The following is a 26,965-nucleotide window of genomic DNA, read 5'->3' as shown; positions in this document are numbered from 1 at the left end:
GGCTTCAGAGCTTTTTTTCGATGATGTCCTTGAGCGCAGTGTTTTCCAGGCTGAGGTCAGCGAACATCTGCTTGAGTTTGCGATTTTCGGCTTCGAGATCCTTCATCCTCTGGATGTCGGATGCCTCCATGCCTCCGTATTTAGATTTCCACTTGTAGTAGGTGGCGTTGCTGATGCCGTTTTCACGGCATACGTCCTTGACGGTCCGTCCGCCTTCCACAGACTTGAGGATCCTGACGATCTGGTGCTCAGTGAATTTTGATTTGCGCATACGAAACTCCTGGGCGCAGTTTGAGCCAGAAGTCTCTACTTGGCAATGGCCCTACTTTACGGGGACTTTACAAATTCAAGGCTCTACGCGTAAGCGTAGGGCCTTTTTCTTTTGCCTGCCTATGGCCGTCAATCGCGCCACAAAAGATCTTCGCATGAGGACTTGAGTCCAATCAACTTGAACCGGGCAGGCCTAGGGAGCAATCAACTTCATTGCCCCATTGTACAGAACATACTATACCATCTACAAAGAAACGCGATTGTTGTTGGCGGTTCTTTATTTTCCATTCTGAACTTATAGCCCTGCTGGTAAGGAGAGTGAGCCAAATGTACCGATTGATAAGTATTGCCACCATACTTGTCATACTTGCTTTTCCGGCAACATGCTTTGCTGGTGAATATCTGGGGACGTTGAACAACCATGCGCATGACCCGAATTCCATAAATAATCCCCATGGTGCCGGGAGCGAGTACAAGACGAATGGCGTTAACAATCCTTATAGTGAATATGGCAGCGAATACAGCAACAAGTCGGCCAACAATCCGTACGCAACCAATGCTCCTAAAATCTATGACAGCGAAGGAAACTATCGCGGAAGATTGAGTAACAACCCCTATGACCCTGAATCCATTTCCAATCCCTATGGGAAATACGGCAACCCTTATTCCCCTGACAGCATTCATAATCCTTATGGGAAAGGAAGTCCGGACAATCCGTATGGACCCGAACTGAAGGTTTACGGCCAATAGGGTGCGAGTGTTCTAAACGGCCATCTGTGTACAGAATGATTTTGCTCGGATTATCCGAAAAGTTCGGTTAAAAGCATAGAAGCCAGAAAAACCATCTGACACGGAAGCATAACAAAGGCCGCACAGTGCACTGTGCGGCCTTTGGCGTTGCTGTAGGACAAGGGATGGGGGAAGGCGCAGGGGGCCCAGTGCAACAGTCAGCCTGAACCTCTTCGTCATTTCAAAACAGCCCTATCTTCCACTAACGACGATCCTGTTTCGCCCGCCTCTTTTAGCTTCGTAAAGTACTTTATCCGCTCGGTTAAGAATAATTTTGCAATCAAGGTCGGCACATTCCTTCGAGACGTTGAAGACCCCGATGGAAACTGTCAATGGGATTGTTGCCTCTGGCGTTACGAGTGTTTCATTTTCGATGTTGCGACGGATCCGTTCAGCAACTTTTTCTGGAATATCCGACACGTTAAACGGCAAAAGCATGGCAAATTCTTCACCGCCAAAGCGCGCAACAAAATCACCTTCACGCAAGGTTCTCTGCATAATATGTGTGACATGCTTCAAGGCTTTATCGCCTACATCATGCCCCCATGTGTCATTGACTCTTTTGAAATGGTCGACATCCAACAGAAGCAGACTGAAAGCATTACCTTTCTCTTTCAGTTCGTTCACCATTGTCACTAGCCGACTATCAAATAAGCCGCGATTGGCTATTCCGGTTAGCGAATCTAAGGTCGCCTTTCTGAGCAGCGTTTCCTCTTCTTTTTTGCGCTCCGGTATATCAATTACAATACCAGCCATTTTCCTCATCTGACCGTCATCATCCAGACTGATTTTAGCGATTACCTCAATCCACACATATTCCTTATCTCGTAAAATACGCAGGTCTTGGCGAAAACTCCGTTCCCCCTGCTCGACCTGACGACGCAAATAATTGAGCATCCTCACCCTATCCTGAGGGTAGACCCGACGCAAAAGCTGCAGAAAGGAAAGGTAAACATTTTCATTCAATTCACGGATATTGGAAAAAATTTTGGAACTGCACCAACAGTATCCATTTCTAAAATCCAATTCCCATGCGCTGGATTCCGTGAGGCTTGAGAGAATGTCGAACTGCCGATTCGCTGAATTGAGCCGCTTTCGAAGGACAGCGGTGGAGATCAGGTGTGCCGTCATACGCACCAAGGCAATCTCTTCATCATTCCATTGGTGAGGCCGCATACAATCGTCTAGCCCAAGCAGTCCCCACCACTCACCTTGAACCATCACAGGCATGCTCACTGTCGACTGAACACCTTGATCCATCTGATATTCTTTGAAATCACATTCATCAAGTTCATGTATAATGGCTGTTTGCCACTCTCGGCGCCTACGACTCTCAACCAATGTGCGATAAGTGCTTGAACAGGTTTCAAAGTCCCAGTGCTTGGTATCGTAGCGCCCCATTTTCTTAAGAGCAGGCGTATGCTCATCAACCCATTCGAGCGGGAAATTCATGAGCATATGTTTTTCGCTAAGCTCCAAAACCTGAAAGAGCCATACGCGGTTAACTCCGGAGATTCGGCCCAGGTCAGCCATGAGGTCCAAAACACCGTCCGGCCATCCTTTACCACTGTTGAGTTCTTCAGCGCCACGAGCAAGCGCGGCAAGAAGATGGCACTGTTTACCGGGATCCAACGGAAAGAGCTCGGATATTTTTCCGGTGACAACTCCGGGAACACTACTTCCTTTACTCATTAAACAGCCCGTTAAGTTACATGAGATGCGTGTGCATTTTGATAAATTTTCTCGGAATTAAGATTAAACAACTGCCACCCTGACTTCAATCATTTATTAATTCCAACCGTAGAGCTTCTTACGACAATCTGCTTACTTGGCAAAAGGAAAGGCCGCACAACTTGCACTGTGCGGCCTTTGGCGTTGTTATGGAACAAATGGCTATGCGCCGATGGGCAGGACGGTGCGGCCGAACTGCTCGTTGATGACCTCGGCCATGGCAAGGTAGATGGCGGACGCGCCACAGACAATGCCCTCGTAGCCCGCGAGGGTGCCGATGAAGGCGTTGTGCGTGAAGTCGCGAACGGCCAGCAGGAAGAACAGCACGGTCAGGGAAAGAAAGACGAACTTCAGGACCGCGTTGCCCTTGAGGGTGCCGACGAACATGAACAGGGTGAAGATGCCCCACATGGCGAGATAGCAGCCCATGAACGCCTCGGAGGGCGCTTCGGCAAGGCCCATTTTGGGCATGACGATCAGGCCAACGAGGGTCAGCCAGAACAGCCCGTAGGATGTGAAGGCCGTGGTGCCGAAGGTGTTGCCCTTCTTGAACTCCATGATGCCGGCGATGACCTGCGCGATGCCGCCGTAGAAAATGCCCATGGCCAGAATCATGGAGCCGATGGGGAAGAATCCCGCGTTATGAATGTTCAGCAGCACGGTCGTCATGCCGAAGCCCATCAGCCCCAGCGGCGCCGGGTTGGCAAGTTTGGATTCCATCAATCCTCTCCTTCAAGTAAATTCGTTTCCAACACGCAACCCGTTGACGATCCGGAACCGCTTCCAGTCCGCGACAGCCCTCCCCCGAGCTCCCCTGCGCGGAACGTGGTCTGTTAGTGCGAGAGCGCAGCCCTGTCAACGATGCGCTGCGGCTTCGCGAGCTGCGCATCTCCTGTATAAAAAACGCATTGATCTCCATGCGCAAAAATGCTTCTGTTTTCTGATTGTAATCCGTTTCAATCACGCAATGGCAGGAGGGTCAGGGATGACGGACATGGTACTGGAATTCTGGAAAAACAACTCTGAGACGCTGCTGGACGCGGGGTACAGCACGCTGCTTGCCGTGATCATCCTGATCGCGGGGTCCGTCGTGGCCCGGCTGGTGCGCAAGGGAATCAGGAACGCTCATGAACGGCTGGAAAAACTGGACGCAACCCTCGTCCCGATACTGAGCACGGCCGCCACCTATCTTGTGTACACCATCGCGGGCGTGTTCATTCTGGACATCTTCGGGGTCAACACCGCCAGCATCATCGCCCTGCTCGGTGCCGCGGGCATCGCCGTGGGGCTGGCGCTCAAGGACACCCTGAGCAACATCGCCGCGGGAATCATGCTGCTTTTCCTGCGCCCCTTCCGCTCCGGCGACTATGTGTCCATCGGCTCCACGAGCGGCACCGTGCATGAGATCAACCTGTTCACCACCATAATGGAGACCTTCGACGGTCTGTACGTCTGCGTGCCCAACAGCACGGCGTGGGGCAGCAGCATCACCAACTATACGCGCAACGGCAAGCGGCGCATGGACATCGCGGTGGGCATCGCCTACTCGGACTCCATTGACGCCGGACTGGAAGTGCTGCGCCGCATCGCAGCCGAGGAGTCCCGCTTCCTGCAGGACCCCGCGCCGCAGACGCTGGTAGCGTCCATGGGCGACAACTCGGTGAATCTCCAGCTTCGGGGCTGGGCTGCCACGGACGACTACTGGCAGACCCTCTGGGACCTCAACAAGCGGGTCAAGGAAGACATCGAGGCCGCCGGGCTGACCATCCCGTTCCCCCAGCGAACCGTGCACATGCACTCCGGGGAGGAGGCGGCGAAATAGCGTCTTGCCTGTATCCTGTCGGACAAAAGAGCGGGCCCCGCGAATCATTCGCGGGGCCCGCTCTTTCGTGTCGCTGTTAATCCTGTTGCGCCGGGCTCAGGCGGATCAGCTTCCCGTCGTCCTCGTCGGTGAGCACGTACAGCAGGCCGTCGGGCGCCTGCGAGATTTCGCGGACGCGTTCGTCCATCTCGATCCGCTTTTCTCCGGTGACGTTCCCGGCCCTGTCCAGCTCCACGAGCCGGATGGTCTTGCCGCGCAGGCCGCCCGCGAGCAGGTCGCCCTTCCACTCCGGGAAGGCGTCTCCGGTGTACAGGCACAGGCCGGACGGGGCGATGCCTTCAAGCCATACGAGGGAAGGGTCGACCTTGCCCGGCAGGCTTGTGTGCTCGGATATTTCCTGAGCGAAGAGGTACTCCTTGCTGAAGGTCGCCAGCGGCCAGCCGTAGTTGGCACCGGGTTCGATGCGGTTGAGCTCGTCGCCGCCCAGCGCGCCGTGTTCACTGGCCCAGACCGTGCCGCGCACGGGGTCGTGGGCCAGCCCCTGAATGTTGCGATGACCCGCGGAATACAGCTCCGGCAGGCCGCCTTGCCCGGCAAACGCTCCCGAGCCAACGGGTGAGCCGTCATCATTGAAGCGCAGGATCTTTCCGAGGTGACTGCGAAGGTCCTGCGCGTACTTGCGCGAGAGCTTCCCGTCCACCTTCACGGGCGGGTTGCCGCCGTCGCCGATGGTCATGAGCAGCGTCCCGTCCGGAAGCCATACCAGACGCGACCCGAAGTGCTGCGTGTCCGGCTTGGTCTGTGTGACGCGGAAAAGCTCCTGCACGTCCGTGAAGCGCTCTCCGTCGAAGGTGGCCCGGGCCAGAGCCGTTCGGTTGGCCTTCTCCGTGCCGATGGACATGCTGAAGTAGACATGGCGGTTCGTGGCGAAGTCGGGGTGCAGCGCGATATCGAGCAGGCCGCCCTGTCCCTCGGCAAAGGTTTCCGGCGCGCCGGGGACGCGTCGCACTTCGCCGCCCTGATACAGCTGCACGCGGCCCGGACGTTCCGTTATGAGGATGCCGCCTCCCGGGAGCCGTGCCATGCCCCATGGATGCGAGAGGCCTCTGACCAGCACGGTCCTTTTCACGTTCTCGATTTCCGGCACCTCGTCCGGTGACATGAACGGCGCGGCCAGGGCCGGGACCGAGAGCGACAGGGTGAGCATAATGACTAAAAGATATCGCATGATTGCCTCGCTTCTTGTGTTTTCGCGACCGCCGGAAAAACGGCGAATCCGTGACGCACGGAGTCACGATATCACGCTCTCCCCGAAATGGACAGGGCAAGGGGAGCGGGGCGCAAGGCCCCCTGACAAGACAAAAGGCTCCAGCCGAGGCTGGAGCCTTTTGTCTTTCGCTCTCAGGAGCGATTATTCGGCAAAGTAGAGGGCCTCGAACTCCTTGAGGGTCTTGCGCATCTGTTCAACGTACTTCAGGTCCACGTTCTGCTTGCACTTCATGGCGCCGGTGATCAGGCCGTGCAGCAGCTTCAGGCGCTTGGCGTATTCGGGCTGGTCCGCCTTGATGCGCTGGGCCAGGAAGTAGGTGCTCACGCGGTCCTGAATCCTCTGGGCGTGGTGCTCCTTGTTGTTGATCCAGCGCACCAGCTGGTTGTAGTTCACCGGAGATTCCTCGCGCAGCTTCATGATGCTGTTCATGGACTTCTCGATGGTGGTCAGGTCCTCCTCGATCATGTGGATGCGCATGTGGTCATCGTAGATGCCGCAGGGAACCTCGCAGTGCGCGCGCACCGTGGACGCCATGGCAAGGACCATGACAAGGCAGGTCGCCATCGCCGCAGAAAGCATTTTCTTGCTGTAAGACATAGATTTTCCTCGCTTGGGTTTGCGTTCACATTGGACAGCAGTGTGACGGTAACGCTTTTTTCCGGCTGCGTGCAACACCGCACCGTTATAAAGCCGTCCATGAACCGCCTCCCGAGCCGGTATCGGTTTGAAAAATTGCGCTCGGATTCAGATAGTTAACAGCAGAACGAACAGATCCTCCGCGGGCTGTTCGCTGTGTTCGTAAGTGATGTTATTATTCGAAATAATTGAAAATGTAATGTTGCTAACTGTTCGTCTCCGCTACCGCGACAAAAAAAGGCGACCCGCCCCCCTACGGGACGAGTCGCCTTGAGGGGCAAATCCCGAATAAGGCTAGTCCCGGAAACCGTCCTGCATGGAAAGGTTGCTGACGTTGGTCCTGATACCTTCCTGACGAAAGGCGCGGACGAGCCTGACGGCGATTTCGCTGCGCCGGGTCCACGCGGTGGAGGGTGTATCCGCCCAGACAGTGAGGGCGCAAAGAAAACTGTCGCGCTCCATGTTGCGAACCCAGAAGAAGGGCTTTTCCGGCGCGTCTTCCGGGGAGAGCTCGGCCCCGATGGTCTCGGCAATTTCGGTCACCTTGTCGATGTCGGCGTCATAGGACACCCGAAATTCCATGGTGGCCCAGATGCTCATCTCGTTGATGGTCAGGTTGATGAATTCCTTGGTCAGCATCCGGCTGTTGGGGATGATGTAGCGCTTGGACTCCCACGTCTTGACCTTGGTGTGGGTGATGGAGATGTCCTCCACCGAGCCGTACTGGTCGTCGATGACGAGCGTGTCCCCGACGCGCAGCTGGTTCGAGAACGAGATGACGATGCCGGAGAAGAGGTTCTCCACGAACGGCCGGGCCGCGATACCCACGACGACCGTCACCGCCGTGATGACGATGGAGACGTATGTCCCGGAGAGGCCGTTCATGAACGGGAACGTCATGGCGAATAGCCAGATGATGCCCAGCGTGAGGTAGATGGTGCGGCTGATGATGGTGAACCGCTGCGCCACGCCCTCGGTCAGGGCCTTCTGCTGCTTGCGGATTTCCTTGCGGGAGAGGTCCTCCACGGGAAACGCGCCCACCTGCTCGATATCCAGATTTCTGGCCCGCTTGATGCGCAGGGACTTGAACCGTGTGATGCGCAGGTGCAGCCAGAAAAGAAAAAGGATTCCGAACACGCTGACGAGCAGCAGGTACAGCATGTTGGGATTGTCGGTGAAGAAGTTCATTGCGGTCTCGGTTGTCTGTTGAGGCGGGCGGTGATCCGGCCGCGCCAGTGCGGAAACGTAGTGCAGCAAAAACGGGTCCGAGGCAATGCCCCGGACCCGTTTTTTTGCAAAATGCGTTTGCGTCAGATGACCCGCTTCAGGAACTCCGGATTCTCGGCCAGCCCGATGGCGGCGATGCGGGCGCAGGCTTCGGCGTCCGAGAGCGCGTTGTGGTGGTCGAGCTGGATGCCGAGATGCTCGCAGACCTTGGGCAGCTTGTTCTTCGGCAGCTGCCACGTGCGGCGCGAGAGCTGTACGGTGCACATGAATGGCTGCAGCGGCATGTCCAATTCGAAGAGGCGGCAGCAGGCCTCCAGCACGGAGCGGTCGAACGGCGCGTTGTGGGCGCAGATGAAGTCCGCGCCCTCCAGCAGGGGGGTCAGCTCGGGCCATGCCTGCCCGAAGTCGGGCTCGTCGCGCACGTCCTCCCAGCTCAGTCCGTGGATGGCCTGGCAGTAGGGATTGAACTTGCGTCGCGGGGGACGGATGAGCCGGTACGATTTATCCACGATTTCCCCGCCCTCGACAGTCACGAGGCCGACGGAGCAGGCGCTGTCGCGCTTGGCGTCCGCGGTCTCGAAGTCGATGGCGACGTAGCGGAGTGATTCTATGGTGCGCATGATATTTCGGTGGTTCGGGTTGTTTCTTCGGGCGGATTATACACGCCGCCCCCGGGACGGGCAAATCTTGCTCCGAAGGCGCCGTTGCGCTATGAAGGCGGTACGAACCGGACCTTTTTTCCACATGAACCATTCCGAGGAGAAGCCATGAAATTCGCCGTCCGCATCCTGCTCGCCCTGACCGCCGTGGCCGTGCTGGCCGGGTGTCAGAAGACCTATTACTCGGCCATGGAACAGGTCGGCTACCACAAGCGCGAAATACTCGTGGACCGCGTGGGAGAAGCCCGCGAAGCCAACACCGAAGCCAAGGAACAGTTCGCTTCCGCGCTGGACCGCTTCAAGTCCGTGGTCGCCGTTGACGGCGGCGAGCTGGAGCAGAAATACGAAGTCCTGAACGCCGAGTATGAAGCCTCGGAAGACGCGGCGGAGGAAGTGCGCGACCGCATCGAATCCGTCGAAAACGTCGCGGAAGCCCTCTTCGAGGAGTGGCGCGTGGAGCTCAAGCAGTATACCAGCGCCAAGCTGCGCAGCCAGAGCCGCAGGCAGTACGACGCCACCCAGTCCCGCTACCGCGAGCTGCTGGCCGCCATGAAAAGGGCCTCCTCCCGCATGGATCCGGTGCTGGCCGCGTTCAAGGATCAGGTGCTCTATCTCAAGCACAACCTCAACGCCAAGGCCATCGCCTCCCTCGAAGGCGAGCTGGCATCCATCCGCGCGGACGTGGACAGGCTCATCACGGACATGGAAAAATCCATAGCCGAGGCCGATGCCTTCATCGCCTCCATGGAGACGCAGTAACCCGCCGAAAGCGAGAACGATTCCCGAATCCGAGCGCCCCGCACCGTCCCGGTGCGGGGCGTTATTCTTTCAAAAGCGTTGCAAACCGGGGCTTGACGGTATGGAAAAGCCCGGTGTACCGTTTACACCTACACCTACACCTGTCACCGCGTTCTGCGGCGAGGTGCCGGGAAAGGGGAGAACAGACGATGTCCATGCAGGGCGTTACCGATTTCATAGTCGCCGGGCCTCCGGGTCAGGTGCAGGCCGGACCGGCCGGCAGTTTCCAGGCGGCCCCGGCGGGTCACGTGGTCACCGGCGAGCCGGGGCACGTGCCCATCGACACGCGCGCCGCCATGGTTCCCATCGACACGTCACAGGCTCGCATCCCGTATGCTCCCGTCACGGCGGGCGACTCCACGGCCATCGCCGGAGGCACCGGCGGCGGTTCGACCGCGGGCGGCGTCGGCAGCACGGCTCAGGTCGGCGGAGCGGGCAGCTCCGGCGTTTCGGTCACCGGCGGCGCAGGCGGCGGAGGGTCCTCCACGGGAGGCGGCGCGTCCGCTTCCGGCCAGATGACCGGCAGCGTCAACCCCTCGCCTTCCACGGGCGGGGGCAAGGTGGAATCATACAGCGCCGGCCCCGGGCAGCCGATCATGACTACTGAGGGCGGCAGAACCACCCTCGCCAGCCCGGGCGTATCCGCTCCCCCCATGGGGGCCGGTCCCGGTCGCGTGGTGACGGACCGTGGCGCGGGCTCGTCCCAGGCGGTGAGTTTTCCCCCGGTCGGCATCTCTCCGGTGATAGCGGCCGGGCACGTCATCACGGCTCCTCCCATGGGCATCGGCGCGGCGCCCACCCCCTCGGGCTTCACGCCCATCTCGCCGGGCGGGTACGTCATGCCCCACAACCAGACCAACTGGCACGGTCCGGGCATCGGCCACACCATGAACTGGCCCGCCAAGAACACCCTGCGGCTGTTTGAGGAAAAGGGCTGGGAGCCCGTTGATTTCGACCCCATGTGGATTCCCACCGGCGACGGCTACGAGGCGTCCCTCATGATCGACCCCAACAAGGGGGAGTCGGCCATGACCAGAGACGAGGCCAAGAAGGGCGCCTATTACGACTTCAGCACGTCCAACGAATTTCAGCAGGACAGAAGCTCCTCCGTCACCATAGACAACTCCCGCGACGTGCAGCAGGTGCGCGAGTTCAACCCCGACTTCAGCACCGAGCGCACCCTGCGGACCGAAAACATCCGCAATTCGCAGCAGGACGTTGACCGCTCCTCGGAAGTCACCATGGACCTCTCGCAGGAGAACGTGGAGAACAACAGGACGGAAGTGAAGCAGATAACCGAAAACGAAAACACTTCAACAATCAGCTACGAAACGTCCGCAGAATACAACAACGAAAAGAATTTCGTGAACGACGTGGACAACCATCGCACCAGCAAGGTTGAAAACACTGAAGAAAAGCACATCGACGCCTCGAACACCAAGTTCGTGGAGACCCGCAATGTCCATAACAATCCGGACAATTCGGTAACCTACAACGTCGAGCAGAACGACCGGACCTACAGCGAAGACAACTCGAGAAACGTGGTCAACAACGTTGAGCAGACCGACAACTACAACACCGAGTACACTTTCGAGACCAAGGACCTCTCCACCGACAAGACGGTCAGGGAGTCCGAGGTCAACTACGTCACGAACCTGAGCCCCGAGTTCGACTTCAGCCGTTCCCTCGACGTCACCTACGTCAACCCGCAGGCGCCAGAGCTCGGCAACGCCGTGATGGCCGCCTCTGCCTGATCCCCGCCCGCATGACAGGGGCCGCTCCCCGTCCGCAAGTCGCTCATGAAGGAAGGTTGAGCGTGTATCCGGCGACCTCTGCGTAGCGGTGACAGCTCACGAGATGGTCGTTGACCATGCCCGTGGCCTGCATGTGCGCGTATACGGTGACGGGGCCGAGGAACTTGAACCCTCTCTTCTTGAGGTCCTTCGCAATCTTCCGTGAAAGCTCGGTCTCGGCTGGTACGTCCTCCATCTTCCGGAACTCGTTCTGAACGGGGTTGCCGTTCACGAACCCCCAGATGTAGTTGCAGAACGTCCCGAACTCCTCCCGCACCTTGAGGAACGCCTTTGCATTGTTGATGGCGGCTTCGATCTTCTGACGATTCCGTACGATGCCGGTGTCCTGAAGGAGCCGCTCCACGTCGGCTTCGCCGAATCGGGCGACCGCTTCGGGGTCGAATCCGGCAAAGGCCTTGCGGTAGCCTTCTCGTTTCCTGAGGATGGTCAGCCACGAGAGGCCCGCCTGTGCGGACTCCAGCACGAGGAACTCGAACTGATGCGCGTCGTCGAAGACGGGCACGCCCCATTCCCTGTCATGATAGATTGTTTCCTCTTCGGACTGAAGCGCCCAGTCGCAGCGGCGGGGTTGGTCGTTTCGGGCCATGGCGAATCCTTTGTGGTCTGAGGGTGTTCCAAACGTGTTCGCAAATATGTTCCTAAATTCATTAATTGCTTGATTTGAAAGAAAAAGTAAATGCGAAACCATGCGGGCGCAAAAGTCCCCGCTTTTCGGGCGGATGCAACGGCTCCGGCAGAACGGCGGGGTTAGCCCCGGACGTATTGGCGCGGCGTCGCGCCTGTGTATCGGCGGAAGGTGTTGGCGAAGTGGCTCTGGTCGGAAAAGCCGCTCTGCAGGGCTGCTTCCGCGATGGGCTGGCCGGATCGCAGGAGGGCTTTGGCGTGTTCCAGCCGCTGTTGCGTATGATAGCGATGCGGCGGGATGCCGACGCATTGGCGGAAGGTTCTCAGCAGGTGGTAGCGGGAGAGACCGGTGACGCGCGAGAGGTCGTCCAGCGACACTTTTTCTGCGAGGTGGTCATTCAGATAGTCGCGGGCGCGGCGCACGGCCAGAGGTTCCCGTGTTTTCGGGACCCGCGGGCGCAGGTCGCAGTGCCGGGCCAGCAGCGCCGCGCAGGCGCGGGAGAGGGCGGTGTCGAGCGTGAGCCGGTCGGCACCGGCGGACACCGTGTTGCCGAGGATGCACAGCTCGCGGCGGGCCGGTCCGTCGCACGCCACTACCGAGCGAAACTCGGGCAGCGCGTCTCGCTTTGCCAGTTGCCGGGCGGCGTCGATGAGCAGGTCGTTGTCGAAGTAGAGCACGCGGTAGGTGATGCGTGTGTCGGATCGGGGGATGATGCCGGAGTGCACGAAGCCGGGGTTGAACAGGGCGAGCTCGCCCTTGCGGACGTACGATCCGGACGAACAATAGCAGCCGCCCGCCTCCATCACGCCCACGGAATGCACGTCGTGCGTGTGGTTGGGGAAGGAGTGCCCCGACTCCACCACGGAACGGATCTCGAACCCGTTCAGGCTCTCGGGGCGCATGTATTCTACGGAACCCCTGCTCATGGTCTTCTCCGGACCGGAATGATGCCGATCGGCACAAAGGATAGAACGGGACTGTCCGGGCTGTCTTGCAAAAAATTGCGGTCGGCTAGAGCGCGGAGCGGATCAGCCCGACGGCGATGCCCCACATGGTCAGGCAGATGACGCCGTCCAGAATCCGCCATGTCAGGGAGCGCGCAAAGACCGGGGCCAGCAACCGCCCGCCGAGAGTCAGCGTCAGGAACCACGCCACCGACGCGGTTATCGCCCCGGCCCCGAAGACGTAACGCGCCGGCGTCTGATACTGGCCGCTCACGCCGCCGAGGAGCACCACGGTATCGAGGTACAGATGCGGGTTGAGCAGGCTGACGGCCAGCGTCATGCCGATGGTCCGCCGCAGGGTGTCTGCCGTGTCTGCGTCAGCCCGAAGCCGCTCATCGGAGAGCATGGAGCGAAACGATCCCCAGCCGTACCAGAGGAGAAACGCGGCACCGCCCCATGCCGCGATGTCGCCGAGGGTCGGGTTGGCCGCCACCGCGGTTCCCACGCCCGAAACCCCGACCGAGATGCACGCGGCATCGATGAGGATGCACAGCGCGGCCACGGTCAGCGGCCGGTTGTTGCGCACCCCCTGCGTGAGCACGAAGGCGTTCTGGGCCCCGATGGCCACGATCAGCCCGCCACCCATGGCGAATCCCTCTGCGTACGGCGTCAGCATCATGTGTGAGTCCTCCTCTCGGGGACCCATCTAGCGTTGGCGTCGGCAAAAGGGAAACTGATTGTTTTAATGAACCATTACTTGTACTGATGATTCATGTTGGATTATCGACAGGTAGAAGCGTTCGCAGCGGTTGTGGAGGAGGGCGGCTTTGAAAAGGCCGCCAAGCGGCTGCACCTGACCCAGTCCGCGGTGTCGCAACGGGTGAAGCTGCTTGAGGAGAACACCGGGCGCATCCTTTTGGTGCGAACGAGCCCGCCCCGGCCGACGGACTCGGGGCAGGCGGTGTTGCGCCATTACCGGCAGGTGCTGCGGCTCGAGGACGATCTCTCCAACGGCATCGGTGAGCGACGAGGGTCTTTCACTTCCCTGCCCGTGGCCGTGAACGCGGACAGTATCGCAACGTGGTTTCATCCGGCGGTGCGCCACTTCATGCAGACCCGGCCCGTGCTGCTCGACCTGCGCGTGGAGGATCAGGACAAGACGCACACGCTGCTGCGCGACGGCGACGTGCTCGGCTGTGTCTCCTCCCGCGCGGAGCCGTTTCAGGGCTGTCGGGTAAGCTACCTCGGGACCATGCGGTATCGACTCGTGGGGGCGCCCGAGTATCGCGACCGCTGGTTTCCGGACGGGCCGTCCTTCGAGGCGGCGACCATGGCCCCCGTGCTGATCTTCAACCGGCACGACACCCTGCACGAGCAGCTCTTTTTCAGGGCTTTCGAGGCACAGCCGAATCCACCGGCAGCCTACGCTCCTTCCGCATCCAAATTTCCCGAACTCGTCGCCGCAGGGACCGTGAGCGGCATGATCCCCGACGAGCAGAGCCGCCCGCTGCTGGCCTCCGACGAGCTGGTGGACCTTTTCCCCGGCGTGACCGTGGACGTGGCCCTGCACTGGCACTGCTGGAACATCGACTCGCCGCTGCTGGAGGATTTCGGTCGTGAACTGCTTGCAGGCGCGCGGCGGGAAATGGAGGGTGTTCGGGAACCGCAGATGGGAAGTTGACATTTGTCCCGGCTTTTTGCACAGTTCGGCCCGTTCTTATTCTCAGGGCGGGGTGCAATTCCCCACCGGCGGTATCCCGGCGCGTCCGGGGAGCCCGCGAGCGCCTCTCCCATCGGGGGAGAGGGTCAGCAGACCCGGTGAGATGCCGGGGCCGACGGTGACAGTCCGGATGGAAGAGGATAAGCGCCGAACGATGCCGCGTTCCGCGGCGCCGCGCCCTCTGGCGTGCGTTACGGCATTTCCTGCGCCCTGATTCTGGTACCCGAACGCCAAGGAGCGTTACCATGAATCAGTCACTTCTCTCACGTTACGGCGATCCCGAGCAGCGGGTCCGCAAAGCCCTCGAATCACTCAGGGCCGGATCGGGCGTGCTTGTCGTGGACGACGAAGACCGGGAAAACGAGGGCGACCTCATCTTCTCGGCCGAACACCTCACCGACCAACAGATGGCCATGCTCATCCGCGACTGCAGCGGCATCGTCTGCCTGTGCCTCACGGACGAGCGGGTCAGGCAGCTCGGCCTGCCCATGATGGTCGAAACCAACAACAGTCAGTACGGCACGGCCTTCACCGTGACCATCGAAGCCGCGGAAGGCGTCACCACCGGCGTTTCGGCCGCCGACCGCGTGCGCACCGTCAAGGCGGCCTCGGCCTGCGACGCCGGACCGGACTGCATCCACAGCCCCGGCCATGTCTTCCCCCTGCGCGCCCGCCCCGGCGGAGTGCTCGAACGCGAAGGCCACACCGAAGCCACCGTGGACCTCATGCGCCTCGCCGGACTCGGCGACTGCGGCGTCCTGTGCGAGCTCACCAACCCCGACGGCACCATGGCAAGGCTCCCAGAAGTGGTGGAGTATGCCGAAAAACACGACATGCCGGTCATCACCATCGAAGACCTGCAGGCCTACCGTCGCAAGTTGGAAAAAGCAGAACAGGAAGCCGCCTAGATTACAGTCAAAGCAAGCGTCCGATCGCTTACCGACATCCTCAAAGGGCCTTTCCGCATTGATGCCGCGGAAAGGCCCTCTTTCGTTCTCTCCGTCCCCGGAATCACAAAGAAGGCCGCGCACGGCTTGTTAGAATCGGCCCAAAAGGGTTATGAGATGAAAAACCGGTAAACAAAGCACCAAAGGAAAAGAAAATGGAAATTCTCAGAATCATCATCTCCGTTTTGCTGCCCCCGCTGGGCGCGTTCCTGAAAGTGGGACTCGGCCTCCAGTTCTGGATCAACCTCATCCTCACCCTCTGCGGCTACTTCCCCGGACTCGTCCACGTCATCTGGCTGCTCGTCAGAAAACCCTCGCGAATCTAAATGCCTCCGGCAACCCTCCCGTGAGGCTCCCCGAGGGCCCTCCGGGGGCTTAAGAACCCTTTTGCAAAAGGGTTCTTAAGAATCTCCCAAAAACCTTTGGCTTGCCAAGCCGCTTTGAGTTTTCCGAAAGCCTCAGCGCGTAGGCGGCTTGGCGGGGGGCGAACGGCGGTCGCTGATCACAAGGGACAGGGAGCGCCTAGGGAGTATCAAGCTGATCACTCCAGAAAGCTCACACATGAATCTCCATCAGCCAAGACGCACAGAACTCAAATCCCCGTCAGCGGAGGTGCAGCTTGGACGCGGCTTGCGCGGTCGCATGAACCCTGCGCTGCAACTCCGCTGACAACCCGGGGATTGCAAAGGGGGCCCGCCCCTTTGCCGGGGTGCAGGGGCGGAGCCCCTGCCCGTCGGAGACCAAAAAGGCCGCCGGAATGAATCCGGCGGCCTTTTTGATGGTTCTTGGCGAGCGTCTTACAGAGAGGCGGCGGCTTTTTCGACGGACTCTTTGAAGCCGTCGCGTGCGGCCTTGATTTTTTTGGCCACTTCTGTGTCGTTCAGGGCGATGATCTGTGCTGCGAGCCATGCGGCGTTCTTGGCGCCCACTTTATCGAGGGCGAGTGTGCCCACGGGGAAGCCCGGGGGCATCTGGACGGTGGCGAGCAGGGCGTCCATGCCGCCGAGGGGCGATGCGGCAAGGGGCACGCCGAGGACGGGTTTGGTGGTTTTGGCGGCGACGGCACCGGCGAGGTGCGCGGCGAGTCCTGCGGCGCAGATGAACACCTGCACGCCGTCGTCTTCGAGTTCGGAGACGAGTTTGGCGGTGCGTTCCGGTGTGCGGTGCGCGCTGCTGACGGTGAAAACGTGTTCGACTCCGAGTTCCTTGAGCAGGTCGGAGCAGGGGCGCATTTTTTCCTCGTCGGAAATGGACCCCATGAAGATGGCTACCTTGGTCATGATCACTCTCCTTTATGCTTGGCGCTTGAGGCCTTTATCGCCGATGTCTCGGCGGTAATAGCTTTTGTCGAAGGAAATCTTTTCGACAGCTTCGTAGGCTCGTTTCTTGGCGTCAGCGAGGTCGGAGCCGAGGGCGGTCACGCCGAGGATGCGTCCTCCGCTGCTGAGGATCTTGCCGTCTTCGAGTTTGGTGCCTGCGTGGAAGACCTTGACGTTTTCGAGCTTGTCGGCTTCGTCGATGCCTTTGATCTCCATGCCTTTGGGGTAGTCGCCGGGGTAGCCTTCGGCTGCCATGACGACGCAGATGGCGGTTTCGGGGCGCACCTTGACGTCGATCTGGTCGAGGCGACCTTCGATGCAGGCCATCATGATGTCCACGATGTCGGTGTCGAGCCGCATGAGCAGGGGCTGGCACTCGGGGTCGCCGAAGCGGACGTTGTATTCCAGCACGTTGGGGGTGTCGCCGTCGAACATGAGCCCGGCGTAGAGTACGCCCTTGAAGGGCTGCCCCTTGGCGGCGAGGTGCTGGAGGATGGGCCGGATGACGGCTTCGGCGGTCTCTTCGTATTTTTCTTCGGGCAGGATGGGGGCGGGGCTGTAGGCGCCCATGCCGCCGGTATTGGGGCCGGTATCGCCTTCGAAGACGGCCTTGTGGTCCTGACTGGAGGGGAGCAGGGCGTAGTGTTCGCCGTCGCAGAAGGCGAGGAAGCTGGCCTCTTCGCCTGTGAGGGTCTCTTCGACAACGACGCGGTCGCCTGCCGAGGAGAAGCTCTTGCGGACCATCATGTCGTCGATGGCTTCGATGGCTTCTTGCTCGGTGGTGGCCACCACGACGCCTTTGCCGGCTGCGAGGCCGTCGGCCTTGACCACGAGGGGGGCGCCTCTTTCGCGTACGAAATTCTTGGCGTTCACGAACTCGTCGAACACGCGGAAGGGGGCGGTGGGCACGCCGGATTCGTGCATGACGTTCTTGGAGAAGGCTTTGGAGCCTTCGAGATTCGCTGCGTAGGCGTTGGGGCCGAAGCAGGGGATGCCTTCCTTGTGCAGGGCGTTTTCAAGGCCGAGGACAAGGGGCAGCTCGGGTCCGGCCACGACAAGGTCGACCTTTCGGTCCTTGGCCAGCCGTACCAGTGCGGGGATATCGTCATCAGGAACCGGGACGTTTTCGCCGGTCTGGGCCGTGCCGCCGTTGCCCGGCGCACAGATGATTTCGTCAACCTTGGGGCTTTGGGCGAGCTTCCAGCACAGGGCGTGTTCACGCCCGCCGGAACCGACAACCAGAACTTTCATGGAACGCTCCCTGTTTGGGTGTTGGGATGTGACGTGGTTTAGGGGAAAACGCCGATTTTTTCAAGACGTGAACGACTGTTTGGGGGTCGGATTCCATACGCGTTCCACGGCCTCGACCACGGCGCGAAGCACGGGGTCTTCGTCCCTGCGGCGTCCGTGAGCGAAGCTCAGGGGGATCTCCAGTCCTTCCACCTCATGGCAATAGACGCGGCTGCCGATGCGACCGGCCGCCTCGGCCTCGTCCCGGCGCAGCACGCCCACGCCCCGCCCGGCCGCCACGAGCACCTTGGTGACCTCGTCGCCGTCCACCTGCACCGTTGTTTCGGCCTTGAGTCCTCTGGAGGCCAGAATCCGGTCCAGCAGGCTCTGGCAGGGGCAGTCCTTGGCGGTCTGAATCCACGGCAGGGCGGCGAGATCGCTCAGGTCCCCGTCGCGAACCTCCTGCGCCCACTCTTCGGAGCAGGCGGCGTAATAGACCGTCTGCTCCAGATGGCACCCGTCGAGGTCTTTCGAGGAAAAGGGGCCGAACACGAACCCCGCGTCGAGTCTGCCCTGTCGCAGGGCGTCGAGGATCAGCCCGCTGGAGCTCTGGAAAAATTGCAGGGTGATGCGCGGATGGCGTTCGCCGAGCTCGCCCAGCAGCTGGACGATGCGCAGGTACTCGGCGTCGGTGTTCAGGCCGATTCGCACGTCGCCGACAAGCTCGTCACTGAGCAGCCTCGCCTCGGTCCCGAAGGACTCGGCCGCGGCAAGAACCTCGCGGGCCTTGGGCAGCAGGCGCCTTCCGGCGTGGGTCAGCTCCATGCCCTTCGGTGTACGCACGAACAGGCGCGTCTCGAACTCCCGCTCCAGCGCGCGGATGTGGTTGCTGAGGCTTGGCTGGCTCGCGTGCATCCGTTCGGCCGCGCGCGTCAAATGTCGCTCTTCGGCAACGGTTACGAGCGTTTTCAGTTGATACAGTTCCATTCCGGCTCCAGATTGCGATAAAAAAAACCGAACGACATCATAAAACTTAATTATTGGATTGGATGAGGTAAAGCAACTAGATTCCCTCGCAGACCGCATTTCAGGCAGGCAGGGCCGATGACCGCATCGCCTGTGGACCCGGTCGGCGGGACTCGCTGTAGAGCAGAAAAGCACCTGACCCTCGCGCCGACACCCCGCCAAGTCTTCTCCTCCGAAGCTGGCGGACCCTGTGCCTCCGACCCTGCCAACTGACCGTAACTGACCATGGGAAGGTCCGTCATTCACTCTCCTTCCGACGGATTTTCCAAGTAAAAACCCCGGCTCGTGCCGGGGTTTTTCTTTTGTCTTCCGCCTGATTCGACTGTTAGCGCGCTCCGACTTCCGCAGGGTAGAGCGAGCGGAACCCGTCCTCGATGCGCTTGACGAACTCCGGGTCGCGCCGGGTGGGGTCGGCATAGCGCGGGTCGCGCATCATCTCCCTGAGCTTCTGCGCGCTGGCTTCTCCCTCGTTCATGCCCTTGCGTCCTTTGAAGCGCCCCTCGAGCACCAGCGGGGCCATGCGCGCAAAGGCGCTGATCACGGCTGCGCGGTTGCCCGCGCGGGTGGCTTCCAATGCGTCCAGCAGTTCCTCGCCGCCCACGGCCAGCGCGGTCTGGCGAGCCTGTTCCAGCACCTTGGGCATATCGCCGCGATGCGTGCTGCGCAGGGTCTCCATTTCCTGACGGGAGCGCCGCTCCTCTTCCGCGCCCTCCTCGTGCATGGTGTCCAGCACGCGGGGGATGAACCATTCGAAGAGGCCTGCGGCCTGCTGTTCGTTGAGGCCGAGCTGATGGGAGCGGGCGAGGAATTCCTCCATGAGGTCTTCTCGGATTTCAACGCCGTCGGGCAGGTCGAAGTCCGGCAGGCGATAGGCGGCGGGGGATTCGGGGCGGCCAAGGGCGTTCCAGACCTCCTCCCAGCCCTGTCCGTCGTCCTCGGAGGGCAGGGGCATGTAGCCTTCGGGGCGTCTGCCGAGCATGCGCTGGGCGTGGACGAGGGCCTTCACCGCCTCGTCCTTGCTGGCGTACTTGGCCAGTGCCGGATGGTCGCGCAGGGGAATCTCCTGTTCGCCCTGTTCGCCGCGCACGCGCACGGTCCAGTCCTCGGGCAGGCTCTGGCGCCAGTCGTTGATCTGCGAGTCGTTCATCGGGGGTCTCCATTGTTCGGGTTGAAGTTGTCGGGGTCGAGCATGTGCCGGACGTGCAGGCTCATGCTGCGTCTGCCCTCGTTGAAAGCCATGCGTCCCGGATCGGGGGCGAAGCTGCTGCCGCGCACGAAGGAACGCGCTTCAAGGTCTTTCAGCACCCTGCGCCCGTCCGGTGTTTCGAAAACGCGGCGGTAGCTTTTGTGCAGTTCCAACGGATCATCAGGCCGCATCGCCACCTCCGTTGTCGGGTGCGGAACCGGCGGGAGATGCCGCCCCCATGATGACGCTCATGGGATCGCCGCCCGAGGCTTTGATCAGTTCGGTGAGGGCGCTCGGCTTGCTCATGTCCGCTTCGGAGAGCAGTTTGGCGATGCCCGCCATGCGCTCCACGGTCTGAGACCGTTGCGCCTGTCCGGCGGACTGTGCCCTGCCGTTGCGCTTCTCGGCCACGGCCTGTTCCGGGAGCAGGTAGTCCGCGGGCACGCCGAAAAGCTCCGCGGCATGGCGCGCCACGCGGTCCGGGTCGAAGTTGTCCATGAGGCCGAAGGGGTCGCCCTGACCCATGAGCGGGGCCAGGTACTGCATGGCCTGCTGCATGCCCTGTGCCTCGTAGCGCTTCTGCGCCATGTTCACCGGCGAGGCGTAGCGGACGGTGAAGTCCTCGGTTTCCATGCCTTCGGGCATGGGGGGCAGAGCCCCGGTGCGAGCCATGATGTTGAACACGCGGCGTACCAGCGGGCCGAGCAGTTCGGTCTGGAGTCTGCCCAGCACGGGGCCGAGTACGCGCATCTTTTCGCTCTGACGGATGATCGCCTCGGTGGCGGAGATGGCGGGGCCGTCGGCCGGAGCCAGCTGGTCGCCGAGGAAGATGCTGCGGATGGATTCGCGCCGCTGCTCCATCATGGCCTGCGTCGAGCGCAGGTCCGCGTGGACGGGCAGGGCCTCCACCCGGTCGTTGGACCCGGCGCGGTAGTACGAGAGGCCGCCGGGGCCGGAGCGGATGGGGCCGAGGAAGCCGTCGTCCGGCACCATCAGCGGCGGGTCGCTCATCTTCTCCGCCGCCATGAGCGCGGTCTTGGCCATGGCGTTGAGCACCCGGATGTCAGAAAGCGCGGTCAGCCCGGGGCCCCGGCCGTATGTTTCGCCGGACGTCTTGCACCAGCGCGGCACCATGTAGGGCATCTCCAGATATCCGGACTCCTCCAGCAGATGTCCGGAGCGCGCCTCGAGGTATACGCAGCACCACGGGAAGTTGATCACCCCGATGCCGAAGGGATCCCTGTCGTCTCGGGGGAACACCGCGTGCAGCACTTCGACCGTGGATTCGGGCTGATCTTCGGCCTGCCTGCGGGTCTCGTCCGAGCAGTCGTCGCCCCACTCCTGCACGGCCTGTCGCGCGGTGAGTTCGTAGCGGCGGAACACGGTGTCCACCATGCCCCGCGCGTCCTCGGCCACGCAGATTTCACCCAGCGGGCGGGTGTTGAAGCGCACCACGCAGTCCGGGTCCGCCTCCACGTACATGACGCCGGAACCGAACAGGGCCACGTCCAGATACAGCTCGTGCACGTGGGTCTGGAAACCGGTGTTCTCGCTGTTGAAGACAGCAGTCATGCGCTCGCGCACTTCGCTCAGGAAGGCGCGCACGTCTTCGCGGTCCGCGACCTCGCGGTCCGTGGGGCGGATGTCGAACCACGGCACGGCCGGGTTGGTGAGCAGGCCGCAGAGGGCGGAGGAGAGCAGCTCGAGCGAGTGGGAAGGGGTGGAGTCGAAGATGCGGTCGTCTCCCTTGACCGGCGCGCGGGTTTCTCCGAATCGATCCTTGCGCGGCAGCACGTAGGCGGCGAGCTCGCGCCATGCCGGAACCCAGCGCGCCCGCCGCTCCTCAAGCCTGCCGAACCGTTCCTTGACGGATTCGGCCAGTTCCTTGTTTTCCATGTCAGCCTCCCAGCGTGTCCTTGAGCCGGGAGTCCCTGTCGGGGTCGCTGTCCAGACGCGCGAGGGCTGGCCGTCCGGCCCTGGAGGATTTCAGCCTCTTTTCCTCCAGAAGAGCCGCTTCGCGCCGGCGCTCGCGCTCCTTGCGGCGCTCGTCGGCCTCGGCCTGACGCTTTTCCCTTTCGCGCCGTTTGCGCTGTTTTTCCATGATGTCGGCCTGCGAGGGGCCAGAGGAGCCTCTGCCTCCGGCGAACTGTGACGCCACCGTCAGAGCCGAGGACACAAGCGATGCGGTACCACCCATGAGTTGCCTCCTTTGCGGGTTGTGATTGCAAGAGGCGGCCAGTATAGCCCCGGTTCGCGACGCGGGGCGTTTCGAGGCGGTTCACGGGTGTTTCGGGGACAACATTCCCTGTTGACAGGACGTGCGGGAAGGACCCGGGCCGGGGCCGGAAAGCAGGAGGAGGGCCCCGGGGGGCTATTCTTCGAAGATGAGGCTGCGGATGATGGCGTTGGAGACGAGCATGCCGTTCTTGGTGAGCCTGAGCCTGCCCTGAACGATTCGTACAAGGTTCTCGCGATGCAGCGCGGTTATGAGCCGCTCCTGCCGCTTGACGAGGTCGTACCCGGCGCGCTCGCGAAAGGCCTTGAGGTCGAGCCCCTTGGCGGTGCGAAGGGAGAGCATGACCATCTCCTGAAGCAGGTCGGTGTCCGAGAGCTGCTCGAAGTCGTCCCCGGCAAACGCCCCGCGCACGGCGGCGTCGTATTCGTCCAGATATCGGGGATTGGTGAAGCGCCTGCGGCCGATGGTGGAGACCGACGAGGGGCCGAGGCCGAGGTAGTCGCGCCCTTCCCAGTAACCGCTGTTGTGGCGGCTGGCAAAGCCCATCCGCGCAAAGTTGGACACCTCGTAGTGCATGTACCCCATGGACTCCAGATACTCGGCACCGTAGATGAACATGCGCCCCTGCTCCGTGTCCGACGGCAGGGTGATCTCGCCGGATTCGAGCATGCGCGTCATGGGGGCCTTGGGTTCCATGGTCAGGCTGTAGGCGGAGATGTGCTCGGGCTTGAGCTCGGCCACCTCCTTGAGCTGGTCGACCCAGCTCCTGAGACGTTGCCCCGGCAGGCCCCAGATGAAGTCGAGGCTGATGTTCCCGAATCCGGCCTCGCGCGCCTGATGGAAGGAAGAGACGGCCATGCCCGAGGAGTGCGGGCGGCCGAGCAGGGAGAGGTCCTCGTCCTTGAGCGACTGCACGCCGAGGGAGAGGCGGTTGAAGCCCATGGAAAGCAGGGCGCGGAACCAGCTGGTGTCGCAGGCGGAGTCCGGGTTGGCCTCCAGCGTGATCTCCATGCCTTCCTGAAACCGGAAGTGCCTGCGCAGGGAGCGCATGGTCTCGTCCAGCTTGCCGAGAGGATACAGGCTCGGCGTGCCGCCGCCGAAGTAGACCGTCTGGAGCTTGGGCTTCTTGAGGCGCTTGCCCCAGAGCGCGATCTCCTGTTGGAGTATCTTGTGGTACCAGGCGAACTTGATGTCGTCGAAGGCCTGCGAGTGGAACGTGCAGTAATTGCAGCGCGAGCGGCAGAACGGGACGTGAATGTACAGCAGCATGCCGCCGGGCGCAGGCTTTGCCGCCTTGGAGCTGCCGGATTGATCGGCGAGGAAGGGAAAGGCCGGGGCCACCTGCGTGCCCGGCTTGTGGGTTCCCGGCATCAGCGGCGTTTCCACGAGGGGCGTTGGCGGAAGACCACGGTCCCGGCATAGAGGAAGTACAGGCCGATCAGCAGGTCAAGCAGATACAGCGGCGCGCTGACCGGGGATTCGAAGGCCCTGCCCAGAATAACGGCGGCACCGAAGTTGAGCACGGTCAGGCCGCCGTTGACTACCATGAGGATGCTCGCGCCCCATGTCGCCACCACCTGCCGGCGCCACGTGAACCACGCGAGAATCAGGTAGACCGCAAGGGCGAGACCCTGTGTGCGTGCCATCTCCATGTCACCGGCGGACAGGGCGCTGCTCAGTTTCATCAGGGGGTTGAGAACGAAGGCGAAGAGGATCACCTCCAGCCTGAAGATCTTGCCCACGGGCGAACGTTTGAGGTCGATCATTCGTGCCTCCCGGTGTTCAGTTCGCGGTGATACCGTTCGTATTCGCTGTGAATGCACCCGCAGTATTGCTGGCGGTAGATGCCCCACTCCTTGGAGGTCTCGATGCCCTCCTTCCAGCCCGTGCGGAAGTCCTCATAGTGAAATGCGGTCTTGGGTGTGGCCATGTCCCTGCCGAGCGCGGCGATTTCGTCGTGTTTCTGCATCTTGCTATAAAGCAGCGTGGAACTGAAGAAGGGGAACCCGCCGCGTTTGGCGATGGACGCGGTGCGTTCCAGCCGCATGGCGTAGCAGTGGAAACAGCGGTTGTCCTCGCGCCATGCCACGGTCCGCAGAAAGTCGCGCGGGGTGTATTCGTCGTCCTTGACGATGACCTTGACGCCAAGCCGTTCCGCCACTTCCAGACAGCCGTCGCGCCGCTTCACGTACTCCGTGAGCGGGTGGATGTTCGGGTTGTGGAACAGGCCGGTGACCGCGAAACCCTGATCCTGCAGCGATCGGATGACGCTGATGGAGCAGGGGCCGCAGCAGATGTGCAGAAGAATTCTCTTGTCCATGACGACTCGCCGCCCGAAGTGTCGGGCAGGGGCAGTGTGCGACGCTTCGACGCGCTTGTAAAGGCCGTTCAGTTCGAATACCGGTCAAGAATCTCGATGTAGGCGTCCGTCTGCTTGAAGCGCTTCAGGTGTTGCGAGAACTCCTCGACGAGCTCCTCGGAAACCGTCTCGCGGCTGAAGAGGGGGTAGATGTGCCGGGTGCCGATGGCCTCGCCTACGGGGCGAATCTCATCACGAAGGCCCAGCTTCGTCAGAATCCACATGGCGTTGTCGTGATCGGCGATGATGGCGTCGAGCCGGTCGTTGGCGAGCTTGCGGATGTTGGTCTCGTCCGAACTCACCTGCTGGACCCTGGTCCGCCGCTTCAGGCCGTCGAGGTAGCCTTCGGGGTACTGGTAGCCAAGCACAACGCCCACGCGCACATCCTGCAGATCCGCGTCGCCGCGAATCTTCGAGTCCATAGGGGTGAAGACTCGCCACATGGCGGTCATGATCGGCTCGTCGGGGTACAGGTACCTCTGCTCGCGCTTCGCAGTGCGTACGCCGGAGACGAGCACGTCCAGATCGCCCCACTCAAGCAGCTGCAACCCGCGCTTCCACGGAACCTCCACCACGCGCGAAACGCGCTTGTCCATGCTCCGAAGCACCATGCGGGTCACATCCGCCGAGATGCCGTGGAGCATGTCTTCCACGATGAACTCGTACGGCGGCCACTGGTCGGCGCCCATGCGCAGGAGCTGAGGCCCCGCAAGGGATGCGGGCCTGTTGGCGGGCACCAGAACAGCTGCCGCCATCACGAGTATGAGCGTGAGGAGTCTGCGCATGGTTTACCATAACGCAAAAATCCCCCTGCGGACAGATGTTCGCAGGGGGACGGGGATGATAATCTTCGCTTGCGGCGTTAGTGCCCGCAAATGCTTGGTTCTATTTCTACCTCGATGGTCTTGCCGCAGCGGCTGCCGAGGCGTTCGAGCACCTCGCGCTTGCTGTTGAGCAGGTAGAGAGCCAGTTCCTGATGGCAGGAATAGATGAGTTGCTCGGAGCAGTCGGATTTGCTCAGCATGCGGTGGATGTCCTTGAGCGCGGACAGCGCCTGCCACTCCATGTTGCGCCGGATGCCGGTTCCGCCGCAGCAGGGGCAGGGTTCGGTGCTCAGGGAGATGGCCGAGGAGCCGAGGCGCTGGCGGACCACCTCCATCAACCCGAAGCTTGAGATGCGGCCGACGTCCGTGCGGGCGCGGTCCACCTTCATGGCCGAGCGCATGGTCTTCTCGACTTCCCGACAATGCTTCGGATCCTTCATCTCAATGAAATCGATGACGATCTGGCCTCCGATGTCGCGAAGTCTGAGTTGCCTCGCGATCTCCTCGGCCGCTTCCATGTTGGTCTTGAGGGCCATCTTGTGGAAGTTGCGCTCCCCGCCGATCTTGCCGGAGTTGATGTCCACGGCGGTGAGGGCCTCGGTGGCGTCGATGACCAGCCGGCCTCCGGATGGGAGGGTTACTTCGCGGGAATAGACTTCATGAATCTGCTTGGTGATGTTGAAGCGTTCCCACAGGGAAAGTTCAGGGTCGGAGTGGAGCTTCACGAGGTTGGGCTTTCTGGGGAAGGTCAGGGCCGCGAACTGCTTGACCTCCTCGAAGGTGTCGGCGTCGTCCACCCAAATCTCGACCACGTCGGAGGTCAGGTAGTCGCGAACGGCGCGGGCCGCGAGGTTGAGTTCCTTGTAGACGATGGAGGGCGCCTTGACTTCCTGCGCCTTCTTGCGGACGTCCTTCCAGAGCCGGTTGAGATATTTGTAGTCCCGCTCCAGCGCGGCCTTGGACTGCCCCACGGCGGCGGTGCGGGCGATGAGGCCCACGCCTTCCTCGGGGGTCATGGTTTCGAGAATGCTCTTGAGGCGGGTGCGCTCCTTCTCGTCCTCGATCTTGCGCGAAACGCCCATCTGGTCGCGCCCCACAGTGTAAACGAAGCTGCGTCCGGGCAGGGAAAGATTGGTGGTCAGGAACGCGCCCTTCTTGCCGGTGGGTTCCTTGACCACCTGCACGAGCATTTCCTGACCCGCCTTGAGGACCTGCTGCATGAGCGGGTACTTGGAGCCTTTGCGCAGCTTGTAGCTGCCGGTGTAGTATTCGGGATGGACTTCGTCGATCTGCAGGAAGCCGTTTCGTTCGGCCCCGTAGTTGATGAACGCGGCCTGCAGCCCGTTGTCGATGTTGTGGATGTAGCCCTTGTAGATGTTGCCGCGCGTCTTTTCCTGATGCGCCATCTCCACATAGTATTCCTGCACGCGGCCTTCCTCGGCCACGACCACCTCGACCTGTTCGCCCGGCAGAACCGAGATGAACATTTTCTGCCGCTTCTTTTTTGCGGTCATGTCTTCCTCTCAATGAAAT

The 26,965-nt window shown here is 61.3% G+C and carries 28 protein-coding genes, 1 pseudogene and 1 riboswitch; of the genes and pseudogenes, 7 read left to right on the top strand and 22 right to left on the bottom strand.

Annotated features, from left to right (window positions below; translation table 11 throughout):
- Positions 1–10: 10 nt before the first annotated feature.
- Positions 11–271, bottom strand: a pseudogene (locus tag BR24_RS06910) (transposase); the annotation flags it as partial.
- A 326-nt stretch (positions 272–597) separates the two neighbouring features.
- On the opposite strand from BR24_RS06910, the gene BR24_RS06905 reads away from it, so the two are divergent.
- A complete protein-coding gene (locus BR24_RS06905) occupies positions 598–1,020 on the top strand; it encodes a hypothetical protein (protein ID WP_496540758.1) in 423 nt (140 codons plus the stop codon).
- 231 nt (positions 1,021–1,251) lie between these two features.
- Here the strand turns inward: BR24_RS06905 and BR24_RS06900 are convergent, their stop codons facing one another.
- Positions 1,252–2,751, bottom strand: a complete 1,500-nt coding sequence (locus tag BR24_RS06900) for a sensor domain-containing diguanylate cyclase (protein ID WP_496540757.1) — start codon at positions 2,749–2,751, stop codon at positions 1,252–1,254.
- 201 nt (positions 2,752–2,952) lie between these two features.
- A complete protein-coding gene (satP, locus tag BR24_RS06895) occupies positions 2,953–3,510 on the bottom strand; it encodes an acetate uptake transporter (protein WP_496540756.1) in 558 nt (185 codons plus the stop codon).
- Between the two features lie 265 nt (positions 3,511–3,775).
- Between satP and BR24_RS06890 the strand changes: the two genes are divergently transcribed.
- Complete coding sequence (locus BR24_RS06890; protein ID WP_496540755.1) at positions 3,776–4,612, top strand: mechanosensitive ion channel family protein; 837 nt, start codon at positions 3,776–3,778, stop codon at positions 4,610–4,612.
- Positions 4,613–4,688: 76 nt separating this feature from the next.
- Here the strand turns inward: BR24_RS06890 and BR24_RS06885 are convergent, their stop codons facing one another.
- The 4 genes from BR24_RS06885 to BR24_RS06870 all read right to left on the bottom strand — a co-directional run bounded on the left by BR24_RS06885 (position 4,689) and on the right by BR24_RS06870 (position 8,365).
- Positions 4,689–5,840 (bottom strand): PQQ-dependent sugar dehydrogenase, encoded by a 1,152-nt coding sequence (locus BR24_RS06885; protein ID WP_496540754.1) that lies wholly within the window; start codon positions 5,838–5,840, stop codon positions 4,689–4,691.
- A gap of 183 nt (positions 5,841–6,023) precedes the next feature.
- The gene (locus BR24_RS06880) at positions 6,024–6,446 is read right to left on the bottom strand and encodes a superoxide dismutase [Ni] (RefSeq protein ID WP_496540753.1); all 423 of its coding nucleotides are present in this window, start codon (positions 6,444–6,446) and stop codon (positions 6,024–6,026) included.
- A gap of 366 nt (positions 6,447–6,812) precedes the next feature.
- Positions 6,813–7,706: a mechanosensitive ion channel family protein gene (locus BR24_RS06875; RefSeq protein ID WP_496540752.1), complete on the bottom strand. Its 894-nt coding sequence runs from the start codon at positions 7,704–7,706 to the stop codon at positions 6,813–6,815.
- 122 nt (positions 7,707–7,828) lie between these two features.
- The gene (locus BR24_RS06870; protein WP_496540751.1) at positions 7,829–8,365 is read right to left on the bottom strand and encodes a 3'-5' exonuclease; all 537 of its coding nucleotides are present in this window, start codon (positions 8,363–8,365) and stop codon (positions 7,829–7,831) included.
- A gap of 147 nt (positions 8,366–8,512) precedes the next feature.
- On the opposite strand from BR24_RS06870, the gene BR24_RS06865 reads away from it, so the two are divergent.
- Together BR24_RS06865 and BR24_RS06860 are read left to right on the top strand one after the other, a co-directional pair.
- Positions 8,513–9,163 carry a DUF2959 domain-containing protein gene (locus BR24_RS06865; RefSeq protein WP_496540750.1) on the top strand — a complete coding sequence of 217 codons (651 nt, stop codon included), beginning with the start codon at positions 8,513–8,515 and terminating at the stop codon, positions 9,161–9,163.
- Between the two features lie 188 nt (positions 9,164–9,351).
- On the top strand, positions 9,352–10,956 hold the full coding sequence (locus BR24_RS06860) for a hypothetical protein (protein ID WP_496540749.1): 1,605 nt from the start codon (positions 9,352–9,354) through the stop codon (positions 10,954–10,956).
- Between the two features lie 43 nt (positions 10,957–10,999).
- Here BR24_RS06860 and BR24_RS06855 read toward each other — a convergent pair whose 3' ends face one another.
- From BR24_RS06855 to BR24_RS06845, 3 genes are all read right to left on the bottom strand, one after another.
- Positions 11,000–11,602, bottom strand: a complete 603-nt coding sequence (locus BR24_RS06855) for a DNA-3-methyladenine glycosylase I (RefSeq protein WP_496540748.1) — start codon at positions 11,600–11,602, stop codon at positions 11,000–11,002.
- A 161-nt stretch (positions 11,603–11,763) separates the two neighbouring features.
- Positions 11,764–12,567 (bottom strand): helix-turn-helix domain-containing protein, encoded by an 804-nt coding sequence (locus BR24_RS06850; protein ID WP_496540747.1) that lies wholly within the window; start codon positions 12,565–12,567, stop codon positions 11,764–11,766.
- Positions 12,568–12,652: 85 nt separating this feature from the next.
- On the bottom strand, positions 12,653–13,264 hold the full coding sequence (locus BR24_RS06845) for a LysE/ArgO family amino acid transporter (RefSeq protein WP_496540746.1): 612 nt from the start codon (positions 13,262–13,264) through the stop codon (positions 12,653–12,655).
- Positions 13,265–13,357: 93 nt separating this feature from the next.
- Here BR24_RS06845 and BR24_RS06840 point away from each other — a divergent pair, with 93 nt between their 5' ends.
- The 3 genes from BR24_RS06840 to BR24_RS06830 all read left to right on the top strand — a co-directional run bounded on the left by BR24_RS06840 (position 13,358) and on the right by BR24_RS06830 (position 15,578).
- A complete protein-coding gene (locus tag BR24_RS06840; protein WP_496540745.1) occupies positions 13,358–14,266 on the top strand; it encodes a LysR family transcriptional regulator ArgP in 909 nt (302 codons plus the stop codon).
- Between the two features lie 34 nt (positions 14,267–14,300).
- Positions 14,301–14,451: riboswitch (FMN riboswitch) on the top strand.
- 99 nt (positions 14,452–14,550) lie between these two features.
- Positions 14,551–15,213, top strand: coding sequence for a 3,4-dihydroxy-2-butanone-4-phosphate synthase (ribB, locus tag BR24_RS06835; protein WP_496540744.1), 663 nt, complete (start codon positions 14,551–14,553; stop codon positions 15,211–15,213).
- A gap of 194 nt (positions 15,214–15,407) precedes the next feature.
- Positions 15,408–15,578, top strand: coding sequence for a YqaE/Pmp3 family membrane protein (locus BR24_RS06830; RefSeq protein ID WP_496540743.1), 171 nt, complete (start codon positions 15,408–15,410; stop codon positions 15,576–15,578).
- A 471-nt stretch (positions 15,579–16,049) separates the two neighbouring features.
- Here the strand turns inward: BR24_RS06830 and purE are convergent, their stop codons facing one another.
- The 12 genes from purE to BR24_RS06770 all read right to left on the bottom strand — a co-directional run bounded on the left by purE (position 16,050) and on the right by BR24_RS06770 (position 26,946).
- Positions 16,050–16,532, bottom strand: a complete 483-nt coding sequence (gene purE / locus BR24_RS06825; protein WP_496540742.1) for a 5-(carboxyamino)imidazole ribonucleotide mutase — start codon at positions 16,530–16,532, stop codon at positions 16,050–16,052.
- A gap of 12 nt (positions 16,533–16,544) precedes the next feature.
- Complete coding sequence (gene purD / locus BR24_RS06820) at positions 16,545–17,822, bottom strand: phosphoribosylamine--glycine ligase (RefSeq protein WP_496540741.1); 1,278 nt, start codon at positions 17,820–17,822, stop codon at positions 16,545–16,547.
- Between the two features lie 60 nt (positions 17,823–17,882).
- Positions 17,883–18,788, bottom strand: coding sequence for a LysR family transcriptional regulator (locus BR24_RS06815; RefSeq protein ID WP_496540740.1), 906 nt, complete (start codon positions 18,786–18,788; stop codon positions 17,883–17,885).
- A 364-nt stretch (positions 18,789–19,152) separates the two neighbouring features.
- Positions 19,153–19,974 (bottom strand): hypothetical protein, encoded by an 822-nt coding sequence (locus tag BR24_RS06810; RefSeq protein ID WP_496540739.1) that lies wholly within the window; start codon positions 19,972–19,974, stop codon positions 19,153–19,155.
- The gene (locus BR24_RS06805; RefSeq protein WP_496540738.1) at positions 19,971–20,204 is read right to left on the bottom strand and encodes a Bbp19 family protein; all 234 of its coding nucleotides are present in this window, start codon (positions 20,202–20,204) and stop codon (positions 19,971–19,973) included. Before BR24_RS06805 ends, BR24_RS06810 begins: the two co-directional genes overlap by 4 nt.
- Positions 20,194–21,909: a portal protein gene (locus BR24_RS06800; protein WP_496540737.1), complete on the bottom strand. Its 1,716-nt coding sequence runs from the start codon at positions 21,907–21,909 to the stop codon at positions 20,194–20,196. Before BR24_RS06800 ends, BR24_RS06805 begins: the two co-directional genes overlap by 11 nt.
- 1 nt (position 21,910) lies before the next feature.
- Positions 21,911–22,210 carry a hypothetical protein gene (locus BR24_RS06795; RefSeq protein ID WP_496540736.1) on the bottom strand — a complete coding sequence of 100 codons (300 nt, stop codon included), beginning with the start codon at positions 22,208–22,210 and terminating at the stop codon, positions 21,911–21,913.
- A 174-nt stretch (positions 22,211–22,384) separates the two neighbouring features.
- Positions 22,385–23,620, bottom strand: a complete 1,236-nt coding sequence (gene hemW / locus BR24_RS06790) for a radical SAM family heme chaperone HemW (RefSeq protein WP_496540765.1) — start codon at positions 23,618–23,620, stop codon at positions 22,385–22,387.
- The gene (locus tag BR24_RS06785; RefSeq protein ID WP_496540735.1) at positions 23,620–24,015 is read right to left on the bottom strand and encodes a hypothetical protein; all 396 of its coding nucleotides are present in this window, start codon (positions 24,013–24,015) and stop codon (positions 23,620–23,622) included. The genes hemW and BR24_RS06785 overlap by 1 nt, the downstream gene beginning before the upstream one ends.
- Complete coding sequence (locus tag BR24_RS06780) at positions 24,012–24,569, bottom strand: epoxyqueuosine reductase QueH (RefSeq protein WP_496540734.1); 558 nt, start codon at positions 24,567–24,569, stop codon at positions 24,012–24,014. The genes BR24_RS06785 and BR24_RS06780 overlap by 4 nt, the downstream gene beginning before the upstream one ends.
- A 68-nt stretch (positions 24,570–24,637) precedes the next feature.
- Positions 24,638–25,393: a substrate-binding periplasmic protein gene (locus BR24_RS06775; RefSeq protein ID WP_496540733.1), complete on the bottom strand. Its 756-nt coding sequence runs from the start codon at positions 25,391–25,393 to the stop codon at positions 24,638–24,640.
- A gap of 77 nt (positions 25,394–25,470) precedes the next feature.
- Positions 25,471–26,946 carry an Rne/Rng family ribonuclease gene (locus BR24_RS06770; protein ID WP_496540732.1) on the bottom strand — a complete coding sequence of 492 codons (1,476 nt, stop codon included), beginning with the start codon at positions 26,944–26,946 and terminating at the stop codon, positions 25,471–25,473.
- Between the last annotated feature and the right edge of the window lie 19 nt (positions 26,947–26,965).

Source organism: Pseudodesulfovibrio halophilus DSM 5663, assembly GCF_059568665.1.
Note: the sequence above shows the minus strand (reverse complement) of the source record. Positions and strands in the feature narration are given on the sequence as shown.